At 72.8% G+C, this 17,449-nt stretch carries 4 protein-coding genes; all 4 read left to right on the top strand.

Going from position 1 to position 17,449, the window contains the following annotated elements:
• Positions 1-87: 87 nt before the first annotated feature.
• Positions 88-960, top strand: coding sequence for a glucose-1-phosphate thymidylyltransferase RfbA (gene rfbA, locus ACFXB5_RS21765; RefSeq protein ID WP_385210395.1), 873 nt, complete (start codon positions 88-90; stop codon positions 958-960).
• Positions 961-973: 13 nt separating this feature from the next.
• Positions 974-1,948 (top strand): dTDP-glucose 4,6-dehydratase, encoded by a 975-nt coding sequence (rfbB, locus tag ACFXB5_RS21760; protein ID WP_385210326.1) that lies wholly within the window; start codon positions 974-976, stop codon positions 1,946-1,948.
• 197 nt (positions 1,949-2,145) lie between these two features.
• Positions 2,146-15,558 carry a type I polyketide synthase gene (locus ACFXB5_RS21755; protein WP_385210323.1) on the top strand — a complete coding sequence of 4,471 codons (13,413 nt, stop codon included), beginning with the start codon at positions 2,146-2,148 and terminating at the stop codon, positions 15,556-15,558.
• The coding region (locus ACFXB5_RS21750) for a type I polyketide synthase (protein WP_385210321.1) at positions 15,558-17,449 on the top strand (1,892 nt) is incomplete at its 3' end. The genes ACFXB5_RS21755 and ACFXB5_RS21750, both read left to right, overlap by 1 nt.

Below are 17,449 nucleotides of genomic sequence, written 5' to 3'. Positions count from 1 at the left end.
CCCTGTTCCATGCCCACCCCTGATTACCCCCCTATCGCGGCGGCAGACCTGGAGCGCGGGCTGACCGCGTTGATAGCTTCTGGCCGCATGAAGGGCATAGTCCTCGCCGGAGGAAGCGGTACCCGACTGCATCCTTTGACACATGCGGTGTCGAAGCAGATCCTTCCCGTCTACAACAAACCGATGATCTATTACCCGCTGTCGGTGCTCATGCTCGGCGGCGTCAGGGAAATCCAGATCATCTCGACCCCGCTCCATGTGGAGCTGTTCCGCGCGCTTCTCGGCGACGGCGGCCGGCTGGGTCTTTCGATCGAGTACGCCGAGCAGCCCGAGGCCAATGGAATCGCCGAGGCATTCATCATCGGAGCCGAGTTCATCGGCGATGACCAGGTGGCGCTGGTCCTCGGCGACAATATCTTCCACGGGCCCGGGTTTTCGAAGATGCTGCACCATGAGGCAAGCCATGTCGACGGCTGTGTGCTCTTCGGCTATGGAGTCAAGGACCCCGAGCGCTACGGTGTCGGGGAAATGGATGAGCAGGGTCGGCTGATCTCCCTCGAGGAGAAGCCGGCCGCCCCCAAATCCAATCTGGCCATCACCGGTCTGTATCTCTACGACAACGACGTCGTGGACATCGCCAAGAACGTACGGCCCTCCGCGCGCGGCGAACTGGAGATCACCGACGTCAACGGCGTCTATCTGGAGCGCGGAAAGGCCAGACTGGTGGGGCTCGGCCGCGGATTCGCCTGGCTGGACACCGGAACCCATGACTCCCTGCTCCAGGCGGGCCAGTATGTGCAGCTTCTGGAACAGCGCCAGGGCGTGCGGATCGCCTGTCTCGAGGAGATAGCCTTCCGCATGGGGTTCATCGACGCCGCCGCCTGTTATGAGCTCGGTGCGGAGCTCAGCAAGACGGACTACGGACAATATCTGATGGATATCGCGGCCAATAACCGCTGAAGGGTTGTCTCCAGTGCGCATAGTTGTGACCGGCGGCGCGGGCTTCATCGGCTCCCACTTCGTCCGGCAGACCTTGACAGGGGCGTACGCGGCCTGGGTGGACGCCCAGGTCGTGGTGGTCGACAAGCTCACCTACGCGGGCAACGAGGCCAACCTGGCCGAGGTCGCCGACAGCCCCCGGCTGCGCTTCGTGCGCGGCGACATCTGCGACGGCGAGCTCGTCGGCGAGCTGCTGCGGGACACCGATCTGGTGGTCCACTTCGCCGCGGAATCGCATGTCGACCGCTCGATATCCGGCGCCGAGGAATTCGTGCGCACCAATGTCCTGGGCACCCACACCCTCCTCAACGCGGCCGCGAACGCGGAGGTCGGAAAGTTCGTCCACATCTCCACGGACGAGGTCTACGGATCCATCGAAAGCGGCTCCTGGAGCGAGGAGCAACCACTCGAACCCAACTCGCCGTATTCCGCCTCCAAGGCGTCCTCCGATCTGCTGGCCCGGGCCTTCCACCGTACCCATGGACTGCCCGTCTGTGTGACCCGCTGCTCCAACAACTACGGCCCGTACCAGCACCCCGAGAAGGTCATTCCGCTCTTCGTCACCAACCTCATGGACGGCAAACCGGTGCCGCTCTACGGCGACGGCGGGAATGTCCGGGACTGGCTGCACGTGGACGACCACTGCCGCGGTATCGCCCTGGTCGCCGAGAACGGCCGCCCGGGAGAGGTCTACAACATCGGCGGCGGCACCGAACTGACCAATCTGGAACTCACGGAACGGCTGCTCGAACTGCTCGGCGTCGACCGGTCCCTGATCGAGCGGGTGCCCGACCGCAAGGGCCATGACCGCCGTTACTCGGTGGACATCGCGAAAATCTCCGCGGAACTCGGCTACCGACCCGAGGTGTCGTTCGGACACGGCCTCGCGGAAACCGCCAAGTGGTACATGACACACCGCGGTTGGTGGGGACCGCTCAAGAAGATGTGACCACCCCTACACCCGGGGTTAGGGGTGGATGCGGTTAGGGGTGGTTGAGTCGACTCGCGCCCCATACCGTCGACTTCCGGATCATGGTCAGTCCAGTCGCGTCGGAATCTCAACTGAGAGAAGAGTCTGAGGTCGTGATGTCGGAGAACTCCTTGATGCGTGACGGGTACATCGCGGTCGTCGGTATGGCATGTCGCGTGCCGGGCGCATCGACCCCGGATGAGTTCCGGCAGTTGCTGCGCAATGGAGAGAGCGCCATCACGGAGATCCCGGCGGACCGGTGTGCCGATGAGCTCCGGGACGCCGGTATTCGATTCGGCGGGTTCGTCGAAAGGGCGGCCGAGTTCGATCCGGAGTTCTTCGGGATTTCACCCCGAGAGGCACGGGCGATGGACCCCCAGCAGCGGCTCGCGCTGGAACTGTGCTGGGAGGCGCTGGAAAACGCCGGACTCGTCCCCGCGCAACTCGAGGGCAGCCGCACCGGCGTCTTCATCGGCGCCATCGCCGACGACTACGCGGCCCTGGTCCACCGCGGCGAACCGGCCGCCATCACCCAGCACACCCTCACCGGGCTGAACCGCGGCATCATCGCCAACCGGGTCTCCTACGCCCTCGGGCTGCGCGGCCCGAGCGTGGCCGTGGACACCGGGCAGTCCTCCTCCCTGGCCGCCGTGCACCTGGCCTGCGAGAGCCTGCGGCGCGGCGAGACCGAGACCGCCGTCGCGGGCGGCGTCCAGCTCAATCTCGCCCCCGACGGCTTCATCGCCGCCTCCCGGTTCGGCGCGCTCTCCCCGGATGGCCGCTCCTTCACCTTCGACGCCCGCGCCAACGGCTATGTGCGCGGCGAGGGCGGCGGCCTCGTCGTGCTCAAGCGGCTCCCGGACGCGCTGCGCGACGGCGACCCCGTGCTGTGTGTGATCCGCGGTTCCGACGCCAACAACGACGGCGGCGGCGACAGCCTCACCACCCCCGCGGCCCACGGGCAGGAGGCCATGCTGCGCGCCGCCTACGAGCGCGCCGGGGTCGACCCCGCACGGGTCCAGTACGTCGAACTGCACGGCACCGGCACCAAGGTCGGCGACCCGGTCGAGGCCGCGGCGCTGGGCGCGGTCCTCGGCGCCGGCCGGGCGGACGGCGCGCCCCTGCGGGTCGGCTCCGCCAAGACGAACGTGGGCCACCTCGAAGGCGCGGCCGGCATCACCGGCCTCATCAAGACGGTGCTCTCACTCGCCCACCGCGAGCTGTTCCCGAGCCTCAACCACGAGACGCCGAACCCCGCGATCCCCCTGGACACCCTGGGCCTCACGGTCCAGACCGCCCTCGACGCCTGGGCCGCGGAGGCGGACGCCCCACGGCTCGCGGGCGTCAGCTCGTTCGGCATGGGCGGCACCAATGTGCACATGGTGCTGGAGGAGGCGCCCGCCGACGACCCGGCCGCGGAGCGCCCGACGGCCCTCGACACCGTGCCGTGGGTGCTGTCGGCCCGCGGTGCGGCGGCGCTGCGGGCCCAGGCGGAGCGGCTGCGGTCGTATGTGGCGGCGCGGCCGGGGCTGGATCCGGTGGATGTGGGCTACTCGCTGGCGCTGACCCGGTCCGCCTTCGGCCACCGCGCGGCGCTCGTCGGCCGCGACCGTGAGGAGTTGCTGAACGGCCTTGACCAGCTCGCCACGGGCGTGGTCCCGGGGGCGGTGGCGGGCGACGGTGGGACGGCGTTCCTGTTCACCGGGCAGGGTGCTCAACGGCTCGGCATGGGGCGGGAGTTGTACGCCGCGTTCCCGGTGTTCGCGGGGGCGTTCGACGAGGTCTGCGCCGAGCTGGACCGTCACCTCGATGGTTCGGTTCGGGAGGTGGTCTTCGGTGCGGACGCCGAGGCGCTGGACCGGACGGTGTTCACCCAGACCGGGCTGTTCGCCCTGGAAGTGGCGCTGTTCCGGCTGGTCGAGTCCTGGGGTCTGGCGCCGGACTTCCTGGTGGGCCATTCGGTGGGGGAGTTGGCGGCGGCGCATGTGGCGGGGGTGTTCTCGCTGGAGGACGCCTGTGTGCTGGTGGCGGCCCGGGGCCGGCTGATGCAGGCGCTGCCCGGCGGCGGTGCGATGGTCTCCCTCCAGGCCCCGGAGGCCGAGGTGCTGCCGCGGCTGGCCGGTTATGAGGACCGGGTGAGCGTGGCCGCGGTCAATGGCCCGTCGGCCACGGTGATCTCCGGTGAGGAGTCGGCGGTGCTCGCGGTGGCGGAGGCGGTGGGGGGCAAGAGCAAGCGGCTGAGTGTCTCGCATGCGTTCCACTCGCCGCTGATGGAGGGGATGCTGGACGAGTTCGCCGAGGTGGCGGGCCGGATCGGCTACTCCGTGCCGCGTCTGGCGATCGTTTCGAACGTCACGGGTGAGTTGGCGGGCGAGGAGGTGTGCTCGCCGGAGTACTGGGTGCGCCATGTGCGTCAGGCGGTGCGTTTCGGGGACGGCATACGGTTCCTCGAGGCCCAGGGCGTCACCCGCTTTGTGGAGCTCGGCCCGGCCGGTGTGCTCGCCGCCATGGGCCGCGAGTGTGTCTCCGGTCCGGCCGCGTTCGTACCGCTGCTGCGCAAGGACCGCGACGAGACCGAGGCGCTGCTGTCCGGCGTCGCCCAGGTGCACGCTCACGGTGGCGAGGTCGACTGGGAGCGGGTGTTCGCCGGGCGCGGTGCGCGTCGGGTGGAGCTGCCCACGTACGCCTTCCAGCGGCAGCGCTACTGGCTGGAGACCGACCTCCCCGGCACCGAGGACGCCGTCACCGATGAACCCCTCTCGTGGCGTGAGGAGTTCGCGGCCCTGACCGACGCCGCCGAGCGCGAGCGCGTGGCGCTGGAGCTGGTCCGTACGCACACCGCCTGGGTCCTGGGCTCCCCGGGACCCGACGCCGTCGACCCCGAGAAGATCTTCAAGGACCTCGGCTTCGACTCGCTGATGTCCGTCGAGCTGTGCAACCTCCTCAGCACCGCCACCGGAACGCGGCTCGCCGGGGCCGTCCTCTTCGACCACCCCACCCCCCTGGCCCTCTCCCACCACCTCCGGGACGTGGTGGCGGGCTCCCCGGCGGCCGCGGCCCCGCGCCCGGCCGCCACCCGGACCACCACGGGCGACGACGACCCGATCGCCATCGTGGCGATGAGCTGCCGCCTCCCCGGCGGGGTGCGCACCCCCGAGCAGCTGTGGCAGCTGGTCAGCGAGGGCCGGGACGCCATCGCGGGCTTCCCCGCCAACCGGGGCTGGGATCTGGAGGGGCTCTACGACCCGGACCCGGCCCGCCACGGCACCAGCTATGTGCGCGAGGGCGGATTCCTCTACGAGGCCGACCAGTTCGACCCGGCCTTCTTCGGCATCAGCCCCCGCGAGGCCCAGGCGATGGACCCCCAGCAGCGGCTGCTGATGGAGACCGCGTGGGAGGCGTTCGAGCGCGCCGGGGTCGACCCCACCACGCTCAAGGGCAGCGACGCCGGTGTGTTCGTCGGCGCCATGCCGCAGGACTACGGGCCGCGGATGGACGAGGCGTCGGAAGGGTTCGAGGGCTATCTGCTGACCGGTGGCACCACCAGCGTCGCCTCCGGCCGGATCGCCTACACCTGGGGTCTCGAGGGCCCGGCGGTCACCGTCGACACGGCCTGCTCGTCCTCGCTGGTGGCCCTGCACATGGCCGTACGGTCGCTGCGCCAGGGCGAGTGCTCGCTGGCGCTGGCCGGCGGTGCCACCGTGATGTCCAGCCCCGGGATCTTCGTGGAGCTGAGCCGCCAGAAGGCGCTGTCGCCCGACGGCCGCTGCAAGGCGTTCTCGTCCGACGCCAACGGCACCGGCTGGGGCGAGGGCGTGGGCATGGTGCTGCTGGAACGGCTGTCGGACGCGCGGCGCAACGGCCACCAGGTGCTGGCGCTGGTCCGTGGCTCCGCCACCAACCAGGACGGCGCGAGCAACGGCCTCACCGCGCCGAGCGGCCCGGCCCAGCAGCGGGTCATCCGGCAGGCGCTGGCCGACGCGGGGCTGAGCACGGCCGATGTGGACGCGGTCGAGGCACACGGCACCGGCACCGCGCTCGGCGATCCCATCGAGGCGGGCGCGCTGCTGGCCACGTACGGCCAGGACCGCGCCGCGGACCGGCCGCTGTGGCTGGGCTCGCTGAAGTCCAACGTCGGCCACCCCCAGGCGGCGGCGGGCGTGGCCGGGGTCATCAAGATGGTGATGGCGCTGCGCCACGGCGTGCTGCCCCAGACCCTGCACGTACACGAGCCCTCGGCGCATGTGGACTGGTCGTCCGGGGCCGTGGAGCTGCTGACCGAGGCCCGGCCGTGGCCGGAGCCGGAGGCCGAGCGGCCGCGGCGCGCGGGCGTGTCGTCCTTCGGCATCAGCGGCACCAACGCACACGCCATCCTGGAGCAGGCCCCGGCCGAGCCGGCCGCCGGCCACGACGAGCCGCGCCCGGCGGCCCCGGGGCTGCCCGTGCTGCCCTGGGTGCTGTCCGGGCGCACCGAACAGGCCCTGCGCACCCGGGCCGAGCAGCTGCGGAACCACCTGGCCGACCACCCCGGCACCGACCTCGCGGCACTCGGCCACGCCCTCGCCACCACCCGCACGGCCTTCGGTCACCGGGCGGTGATCCTCGGCCGGGACCGGGAGCGGCTCCTGGACGGCCTCGGCGCGCTCGCGCAGGGCACCCCGGCGCCCCATCTGGTCCAGGGCACGGCGGACGGCCGGCGGAAGACCGTGTTCGTCTTCCCCGGACAGGGCTCGCAGTGGATCGGGATGGCGCTTCCGCTGTGGGACGCCTCGCCGGTCTTCGCGGAGCGGCTGGAGGAGTGCGCCGACGCCCTGGAGCCGTTCCTGGACTGGTCGTTGCGCGAGGTGCTGCGCGGTGAGCCGGGCGCGCCGTCGCTGTCCCGCATCGACGTGGTGCAGCCCGCGCTGTTCGCGGTGATGGTGTCGCTGGCGGCGCTGTGGCGCAGTCACGGCGTCGAACCGGCCGCGGTGGTGGGGCATTCGCAGGGCGAGATCGCCGCCGCGTACGTGGCCGGAGGGCTCTCGCTCCAGGACGCCGCCAAGGTGGTGGCCCGGCGCAGTCAGGCATGGGCCGAGCTGAGCGGCAAGGGCGGCATGCTCTCGGTGCTCGCGTCGGCCGGGACGGTCGCGGAGCGGCTGCGGCCGTGGAGCGAACGGCTCGGCATCGCCGCCGTCAACAGTCCCGCCACCGTGACCGTCTCCGGCGACCCGGAGGCCCTGGACGCCTTCATGGCCGAGCTCGCCGCCGACGGGGTGAAGTCCCGCCGGGTGCCGGGCGTGGACACCGCCGGACACTCCCCGCAGGTCGACGGGTTGCGCGAGCGGCTGCTGCGCGAGGTGGCGGGGGTGCGGCCGCGCGCCTCGCGGATCGCGTACTACTCCACGGTGACCGGCGGGCCGCTGGACACCACCGAGCTGGACACCGACTACTGGTACCGGAACATGCGCGAGCCGGTGGACTTCGAGCGGGCCACCCGGGCGCTGCTGGCCGACGGCCACACGGCGTTCGTCGAATGCGCCCCGCACCCCATGCTCGCCATGTCGCTCCAGCAGACCATCGAGGACGCGGGCGGGAACACCGCCGTCGTCGTCGGCACGCTGCGCCGGGACGAGGGCGACCCGGAGCGCTTCGCGGGCTCGTTCGCCGAGGCGTACGTGCAGGGTGTCGAACCGTCGTGGGACGTGGTGTTCGGGGGCGCGCCGGGGCGCGGTGAGCGTGCCCTGGAGCTGCCGACGTATCCGTTCCAGCGGCAGCGGTACTGGCTGGACAAGCCGGTCGCGGCGAGCGATGTGGCGGCGGCCGGGCTCGACGCCGCCGGGCATCCGCTGCTCGGCGCGGCGGTACCGCTGGCGGGTGCGGACGACCACCTGTTCACCGGCCGGATCTCCGCCCAGGACCACCCCTGGCTGACCGAGCGCACCGGCCCCGACGCCGCCGTGCTCCCCGGCAGCGCCCTCGCCGAACTGGCGATCCGCGCGGGCGACCAGGTCGGCTGCGACCGGATCGAGGAACTGTCCCTGGACGCGCCGCTGGTGCTGCCCGAGAAGGGCGCCGCGGTGATCCAGGTGCGCGTCGGCGCCCCGGACGGCGGGGGCTCGCGCGCCCTCAGCGTCCACGCGCGCGCCGAGGGTGCCGACTCCGATGAGCCGTGGACGCGGTACGCCACGGCGGTCCTGGGCACGGGTGCCCCGGCAGCCGACATCGGCCTCGCCGCGTGGCCCCCGGCCGACGCCGTCCCGGTGGAAGTGGCGGGAGGCGCCGTAGCCGCCTGGCGACTCGGTGAGGACCGCTACGTCGAGGTCGGGCTGACCGAGGCCGAGGAGGCCGACGCCGGACGCTACGGACTGCACCCGGTGCTGCTGGAGTCGGCGCTGGACGCGGTGGAAACCCCGGGCGGCGGCGACGATGGCGATGGCGGTGACGGCGGTGACGGCGGTGACGGTGGCGATGGCGGTGACGGCGGTGACGGCGGCGGGGTGCGGCTGGCCGCCGCATGGAGCGGTGTCGCCCTGCACGCCACGGGCGCCACGGCGCTGCGGGTACGGCTGACGCCGACTGGTCCCGATACGTACGCGGTCGTCGCGGCCGACCCGAGCGGCGCCCCGGTGGCCTCGGTGGAGCGGCTCGTGCTGCGCGCGGTGGCCACACCCGAACCGATCGGCGGTCACTCCGCCCTCCACCCGTCGCTGTTCTGCCTGGAGTGGCCCGCGGTGTCCGCCGCGGACACCACCGCGACCGGGACTCCGACGAGCTGGGCGGCGCTCGGCGACGACCCGCTCGGGCTCTCCGCGGCCGTGGAGGCGGTGCCCTACGACGAGACGGCGGATGCGCCGGACGCGGTGCTGGTGCCGTGCGTCGCCGAGGGCGACGGCGACGTGGCGGAGGCGGCCCACGCGGCCACCCACCGAACGCTGGCGCTGATCCAGCGCTGGATCTCCGATGAACGCCTCGCCTCCTCCCGGCTGGTGTTCGTCACCCGCGGCGCGGTCGCGGCCGCCCCCGGCGAAGAGGTCCCGGACGTGGCCCACGGCGCCGTATGGGGATTGGTGCGCTCGGCCCAGTCGGAACACCCCGGCCGCTTCGTCCTCGTCGACCTCGACGCCGAACCGGAGTCGGCGACCGCTCTCCCGGCCGCGATGGCCTCCGGCGAACCCCAGTGCGCGATCCGCGAGGGCCGGGTGAGGGTGCCCCGGCTGGGGCGGGTGGCGAGGGGGACGGCGACCGCCGAGGCCCCCGCCACCGGAGCTGCCGGGGCCGCCACCAGGTTTGCCACGGCTACCGAGAGCACAGCCACCAGGCTTACCGGGGCCCACGCCAGCGGGCTTACCCGGGTCGCCGCCACTGGGGTTGCTGAGGTTGCCGCCACCGGAGCTGCCGGGGCCACTGGCCCCGGCGCTGCCGAGGTCGCCGCCACCCGGGCCGCCGGGGCTGCCGCCACCAAGGGGATCGGCGCCACTGGCACTGCGGCCGCCACCGAGGCCACCAGGGCCGCCGCAAACAAGGCCGCCGAGGCCGTCGCCACCCGGGCCACCGGACCCGCCGATGGCCGCCGACCGCTGGACCCCGAAGGCACCGTTCTCATCACCGGCGCCACCGGGACCCTCGGTGGGCTCGTCGCCCGCCATCTGGTGGGCGAGCACGGCGTACGGCATCTGCTGCTGGTCAGTCGGCGTGGGCCCGCGGCCGACGGTATGGGCGAACTCCGCTCCGAGCTCGCCGGGTTGGGGGCCACCGTCACCGTCGCCGCCTGCGATGCCGCCGACCGGGAAGCGCTCGCCGGGCTTCTCGGTGCGATACCCGCCGCACATCCACTGACGGCCGTGATCCACGCGGCGGGTGTGCTCGACGACGGCGTCGTGGACGCGCTGAACCCCGAGCGGCTCGACCGGGTGCTGCGGCCCAAGGTGGACGCCGCGTGGAATCTGCATGAGCTGACCGCGGACCACGACCTGGCCGCGTTCGTGCTCTACTCCTCCGTCGTCGCCACCATCGGCAACGCCGGACAGGCCAACTACGCCGCCGCCAACGCCTTCCTGGACTCCCTCGCCCAGCACCGCACGGCCCGCGGCCTGACCGCCCAGTCCCTCGCCTGGGGCCTGTGGGAGCAGCGCAGCGGCATGAGCGGGCATCTGGACGACGCCGATGTGCGGCGCATGGCGCGCTCCGGCATCCGTCCGCTGCCCAGCGCGGAGGGCATGGAACTCTTCGACGCCGCGCGGGCGGCGGGCGATGCCACGCTCGTACCCGTCCGGCTCGACCTCGCCGAACTGCGCAAGCGCGCCGCGAGCGCCGCCGCCACTCCCGGCCAGGACGCCGTTCCGGCCTATCTGCGCGGCCTGGTCCGGACGCCGGTCCGGCGCGTCGTACGGGCCGGTGGCGGAGGCGGGGCCGCGGAGAGCGACGAGAGCTCGTTCGGGCGGCGGCTGGCCGCCCTGCCGGCGGCCGACCGGGACCCGTTCCTGCTGGACTTGGTGCGGGAACACGCGGCGGGCGTGCTGGGGCTCGCCGCCCCGGAGGACATCGAGGCCACCCGCGCCTTCCGGGAGGTCGGCTTCGACTCCCTGACCGCCGTGGAGTTGCGCAACCGGCTGGGCGCCGCCACCGGGCTGCGGCTGCCGACCACCCTCCTCTTCGACTACCCGACCCCCGCCGTGCTGGTGGACCACTTGCGGCGCGAGGCACTGGGCGAGCAGGCGGAAGTGGCGGCCGTGGTGGCCGCCGTCCGCCCCGCCGACGACGATCCGATCGCCATCGTGGCCATGAGCTGCCGACTGCCCGGCGGGGTCCGCGGCCCCGAGGATCTGTGGGAGCTGGTGGCGGACGGCCGCGATGTGATCTCGACCTTCCCGACCGACCGCGGCTGGAACGTCGAGGAGCTCTACGACCCCAACCCCGATACGCCGGGGAGGAGTTACGCCAAGGAAGGCGGCTTCCTCTACGACGCCTACGACTTCGATCCCGAGTTCTTCGGGATCTCCCCGCGTGAGGCGCTCGCCATGGACCCCCAGCAGCGGCTGCTGCTGGAGACCTCCTGGGAGGCGCTGGAGCGCGCCGGGATCGACCCGCACTCCACGAAGGGCAGCACGGCGGGCGTGTTCATCGGCTCCACCGGCCAGGACTACGCCTCGCGGCTCGGCGAGATCCCCGAGGACATGGAGGGTTACCTGCTGACCGGCAAGGCCGCCAGTGTGGTCTCCGGCCGCATCGCCTACTCCCTCGGCTGGGAGGGCCCGGCGCTCACCATCGACACCGCGTGCTCCTCCTCCCTGGTCGCCATCCACCAGGCGGCGCAGGCGCTGCGCCAGGGCGAATGCTCGATGGCGCTGGCGGGTGGCACGACGATGATGTCGACGCCGAGCCTGTTCATCGAGTTCAGCAGGCAGCGCGGGCTCGCCCCCGACGGCAGGTCGAAGGCGTTCTCCTCCGACACCGACGGCACCAGCTGGGGCGAGGGCGTCAGCATGGTGCTCCTGGAGCGGCTGTCCGACGCCAGGGCCAACGGCCATGAGGTGCTGGCGCTGGTGCGCGGTTCGGCCGTCAACCAGGACGGTGCCAGCAACGGCCTCACCGCCCCCAACGGCCCCTCCCAGCAGCGGGTGATCCGGCAGGCGCTGGCGAACGCCGGGCTGTCGGCCGCCGAGGTGGACGCCGTCGAGGCCCATGGCACCGGCACCACGCTCGGCGACCCGATCGAGGCCCAGGCCATCCTCGCCACCTACGGCCAGGGCCGGGAGGCCGAACAGCCGCTGAGGCTGGGCGCGTTGAAGTCCAACATCGGCCACACCCAGGGCGCGGCCGGCGGCGCCGGTGTCATCAAGATGGTCATGGCGATGCGCCACGGCCTGCTGCCCAGGACGCTCCACGTCAAGGAGCCCACCCCGCATGTGGACTGGACGGCCGGGAGGGTCGAGCTGCTGACCGAGGCCAGGGAGTGGCCCGCGGGCGAGCGGGTGCGGCGCGCCGGGGTATCCGCCTTCGGCATCAGCGGCACCAACGCCCACCTCATCCTGGAGGAGCCGCCCGCCGCCCCGGCCACCGAAGCGGAGCCGGAGCCGTCGGTGCGTGCCGATGTGGTGCCGTGGGTGGTGTCCGGACGTACCGAGGGCGCGTTGCGCGCCCAGGCGGAGCGGCTGCGGTCGTATGTGGCGGCGCGGCCGGGGCTGGATCCGGTGGATGTGGGCTATTCGCTGGCGCTGACCCGGTCCGCCTTCGGCCACCGGGCGGCGGTCATCGGCCGCGACCGTGAGGAGTTGCTGAACGGCCTGCAACAACTCGCCACGGGCGTCACCCCGGACACGGTGGCCGACGACGACGGCAGGACGGCGTTCCTCTTCACCGGGCAGGGCGCTCAACGGCTCGGCATGGGCCGTCAGCTGTACGCCGCGTTCCCGGTGTTCGCGGGGGCGTTCGACGAGGTCTGCGCCGAGCTGGACCGTCACCTCGATGGTTCGGTTCGGGAGGTGGTCTTCGGTGCGGACGCCGAGGCGCTGGACCGGACGGTGTTCACCCAGACCGGGCTGTTCGCCCTGGAAGTGGCGCTGTTCCGGCTGGTCGAGTCCTGGGGTCTGACGCCGGACTTCCTGGTGGGGCACTCGGTGGGCGAGCTTGCCGCCGCCCATGTGGCGGGGGTGTTCTCCCTGAGGGACGCCGCCGCTCTCGTCGCGGCGCGTGGTCGGCTGATGCAGGCGCTGCCCGTAAGCGGTGTGATGGTGTCGCTGAAGGCCCCGGAGGCCGAGGTGCTGCCGCGGCTGGCCGGTTATGAGGACCGGGTGAGCGTGGCCGCGGTCAATGGCCCGTCGGCCACGGTGATCTCCGGTGAGGAGTCGGCGGTGCTCGCGGTCGCGGAGGCGGTGGGGGGCAAGAGCAAGCGGCTGAGCGTCTCGCATGCGTTCCACTCGCCGCTGATGGAGGGGATGCTGGACGAGTTCGCCGAGGTGGCGGGCCGGATCACCTACGCCATGCCGCGCATCGCGATCGTCTCGAACGTCACGGGCGAGTTGGCGGGCGAGGACGTGTGCTCGCCGGAGTACTGGGTGCGCCATGTGCGTCAGGCGGTGCGTTTCGGGGACGGCATACGGTTCCTCGAGGCCCAGGGCGTCACCCGCTTTGTGGAGCTCGGCCCGGCCGGTGTGCTCTCCGCCATGGGCCAGGAATGCGTCTCCGGCCCGGCGGCGTTCGTCCCCCTTCTGCGCAAGGACCGCGACGAGACCGAGGCACTGCTCTCCGGCGTCGCCCACGTACACGTGCATGGCGGAGACGTCGACTGGGAAGCGGTGTTCGCCGGGCGCGGTGCGCGTCGGGTGGAGCTGCCCACGTACGCCTTCCAGCGGCAGCGCTACTGGTTCGACCCCGCCACGCCGGGAACGCCGACCGTCGCCGCCACCACGGACGCGGCCTCAGTGGAGGCCCGCTTCTGGGAGGCCGTCGAGCGCGAGGACCTGGAGGCGCTGACCACCACTCTGGAGATCGACCAGCAGGCGCGGCTCGGTGAACTGCTGCCCGCGCTCTCCTCCTGGCGCCGGGGCCAGAGCGACCGTGCCACCGTGGACTCCTGGCGCTACCGGATCACCTGGTCCCCGGTGGCCGTCGAGGAGCGTACGGCGCCGCTGTCCGGCACCTGGTGGGTGGCCGTGCCCGAGGGCCGGGCGGACGGCGCGCAGGTCGCCGCCGTGGGGGCCGCCCTCGACCGGCGCGGGGCGCGCGTCGTGCCCCTCACCGTGGCCACGGCGAGCCGTGACGCGCTCGCCGCGCGGCTGCGCCACGAGGCGGACACCGGTGGCACACCGGCCGGTGTGCTCTCGCTGCTCGCCCTTGACGACGATCCGCACCCCGAACACACCGCGCTCACCACCGGTCTGGCCCTCAACGTCGGGCTGATCCAGGCACTGGGCGACGCCGGTATCGCCGCCCCGCTGTGGCTCGCCACCACCGGCGCTGTCTCGGTGAGCGGATCGGATCCGCTCGACAGCCCCGCACAGGCCGCCACCTGGGGCCTGGGCCGGGTCGTTGCCCTGGAGCACCCCCAGCGGTGGGGCGGTCTGGTCGACCTCCCCGGGGACCTCGACGAACGGACGGCGGACCGGCTGTGCGCCGCGCTCTCCGGCATCTCCGGCATCTCCGGCATCCCCGGTATCCCCGGCGACAGCGGCCCGGAGGACCAACTCGCCCTCCGCGACGCCGGGGTGTTCGTCCGACGGCTCGTCCGGGCGCCGCTGCGCACACGGGGCCGGGAGAGCTGGAAGCCGCACGGCACCGTGCTGATCACCGGGGGCACCGGCGGGCTCGGCGCCCAGGTGGCCCGCTGGCTGGCCCGCTCCGGCGCCGAACACCTCGTGCTGACCAGCCGCCGTGGCATCGCCGCGCCCGGCGCCGCCGAACTGCGCGACGAGCTGGTCGCGCTGGGCGAGGGCGGTGTCCGGGTGACGGTGGCGGCGTGCGACGTCCGCGACCGCGACGAGGTGGCGGCGCTGCTGCGCCGGATCACCACCGGGGGCGACCCGGTGCACGCCGTCTTCCACGCCGCGGGCGTCGTGGAGTTCTCCCAGCTCGCCGACAGTACGGTGGCCGACTTCGCGGAGATGGCCGACGGCAAGGTGCTGGGCGCCGCCCATCTGGACGCGTCGCTGGACCCGGACCACCTCGAGGCGTTCGTGCTCTTCTCGTCCGTCGCCGCCACCTGGGGGAGCGGCGGGCAGAGCGCCTACGCGGCCGCCAACGCCTACCTGGACGCCCTTGCCGAGCACCGCGAGGCACGCGGTCTCCCCGCCACCTCGGTGGCCTGGGGCCCCTGGGCCGACCACGGCATGATCGAATACGGCGAGGTGGCGGAGCACCTCAGCCGCCGTGGACTGCCCGCGATGGCACCGGAGTTGGCGGTGGCCGCGCTGAGCGAGGCGCTGCACACCGGCGAGACCTCCCTCGTCCTCGCCGATGTGCGCTGGGACCGCTTCGTCCCAGGCTTCACCGCCGCGCGCCCCCGGCCGCTGATCGGCGAGCTGCCGGAGGTGCGCGACGCCCTCGCCACCACCTCGGCCCCCGACACCACCGGGCCGGACGACGTGGCGGGCACCTTCCTGGCGAGCCTCGCGGACCTGACGGGCGAAGACCTGGACCGGGCGCTGCGGGACCTGGTGCACGCCCAGGCGGCGGCCGTGCTCGGCCACTCCTCGTCCGACGCGGTCGCCGGCGGCCGCCCGTTCAAGGAGCTGGGCTTCGACTCGCTCACCGCCGTCGAACTGCGCAACCGGCTGGCCGCGGTCACCGGACTCGACCTGCCCGCCACCCTCGTCTTCGACTATCCGGCGCCCGCGCCACTGGCCGAGTACCTCCGCGGCGAGCTGCCGTCGGCCCGCCCCGTGAACGCGCTCACCCTCCTCGACGACCTGGACCGGTGGGAGTCCGCACTGCCGGAGCTGATGGCAGACGACCAGGTGCGGGAGCGGCTGACGGGGCGACTGAACGACCTCATGGCGAAGTTGGGCGGCACGCCCGGGGACCACACCAGCGGGCCGTCCCCCGACACCGGCCTCCTCTCCGCTACCGCCGACGAGGTCTTCGACTTCATCGACAACGAATTCGGGGCTTCCTGATGGCGAACGAGAACGAAGAGAAACTCCTCACCTACCTCAAGCGGGTCTCCTCCGACCTCAAGCAGGCCCGTGACCGGCTGGAGCGGATCGAGGCCGATGAGCGGGAGCCGATCGCCATCGTCTCGATGGGCTGCCGCTTCCCCGGCGGCGTCCGCTCGCCGGAGGACCTGTGGCGGCTGGTGGCCGAGGGCCGCGACGCGATCTCGGAGTTCCCCGCCAACCGGGGCTGGGACGTCGAGGGACTCTACGACCCCGACCCGGGCCGGTCCGGCACCTGCAACACCCGCGAAGGCGGCTTCGTCCACGACGCCGACCAGTTCGACCCGGCCTTCTTCGGCATCTCCCCGCGCGAGGCGCTGGCCATGGACCCGCAGCAGCGGCTGCTGCTGGAGGTGTCCTGGGAGGCGATCGAACGCGCGGGCATCGACCCGCTCTCGCTGAAGGGCACCCGGGCCGGGGTCTATGTGGGGCTCGCCTCGTTCCAGTACGGCGGGGACCCGCAGCACGCCCCGCAGAGCGTCGAGGGCCATCTGCTCATCGGCAACGTCTCCAGCGTGGCCTCCGGCCGGATCTCCTACACCCTCGGCCTCGAGGGACCGGCCATCACCCTGGACACCGCCTGCTCGTCCTCACTGGTGACCATGCATCTGGCGGCCCAGGCGCTGCGCCGCGGCGAATGCTCGCTGGCGCTGGCCGGAGGGGTGGCGGTCATGGCCACTCCCGGTGTCTTCGTCGAGTTCAGCCATCAGCGCGGACTGGCCGCCAACGGCCGCTGCAAGTCCTTCGCCGCGGGCGCCGACGGCACCGGCTGGGGCGAGGGCGCGGGAATGGTGCTGCTGGAACGGCTGTCCGACGCCCGCCGCAACGGCCACCCCGTCCTCGCCGTGCTGCGCTCCAGCGCCATGAACCAGGACGGCGCCAGCAACGGCCTCGCCGCGCCCAACGGCCCCGCCCAGCGCCGGGTCATCGAGGCGGCACTGACCGCCGCCGGGCTCACGGTGGACGACGTCGACGCCGTCGAGGCCCACGGCACGGGCACCGCGCTCGGCGATCCCATCGAGGCGGGCGCGCTGCTCGCCACGTACGGCAAGGGCCGCACCACCGGCCATCCGCTGTGGCTCGGCTCGCTCAAGTCCAACATCGGCCACACCCAGGCGGCGGCCGGGGTCGGCGGGGTCATCAAGACGGTGATGGCGCTGCGCAACGGGACGCTGCCGAGGACACTCCACGTCGAGCAGGCGTCCGCGGCCGTCAACTGGTCCTCCGGCGCGGTCGAGCTGCTGACCGAGGCCCGGGAGTGGCCCGAGCGCGGCCGTCCGCGCCGCGCCGGGGTGTCCGCGTTCGGCGTGAGCGGCACCAACGCCCATGTCATCCTCGAACAGGCCCCGGCCGAGGGGGAGGACGACGAAGAAGGCGCCGCCGCCCTCGACGGGACCGCGCTCGGCGGCGTCGCCGTGCCCTGGGTGCTCTCCGGCAGGAGTGAAGCGGCCCTGCGGGCGCAGGCGGAGCGGCTGCTGGCGCATCTGCACGAGCGCCCCGAGGCGTCCCCGACCGATGTCGGCCACTCGCTCGCCACCGGACGGTCCGCCTTCGAATACCGCGCCGCGGCGGTGGGCGCGGACCGCACCCAACTCCTCGGCCACCTGGAGGCGTTGGCCTCCGGTGGGGTGTCCACAGGCGTGGTGCGCGGCGAGGGCGCGGCGGTGCCGGAGGCCCGTCCGGTGTTCGTGTTTCCGGGGCAGGGGTCGCAGTGGGTGGGTATGGCGGTGGAGTTGTTGGATTCGTCGCCGGTGTTCGCAGGTCGGTTGGCGGAGTGTGAGGTGGCGCTGTCGGCGTTCGTCGACTGGTCGTTGAGTGGTGTGTTGCGGGGTGGGGGGCCGGGGTTGGGGCG

This window comes from Streptomyces sp. NPDC059455 (assembly GCF_042750115.1).
Lineage (GTDB): Bacteria > Actinomycetota > Actinomycetes > Streptomycetales > Streptomycetaceae > Streptomyces > Streptomyces endocoffeicus.
The sequence above is the reverse complement of the archived record's forward strand: the minus strand, read 5'-3'. Positions and strand labels throughout refer to the sequence as shown.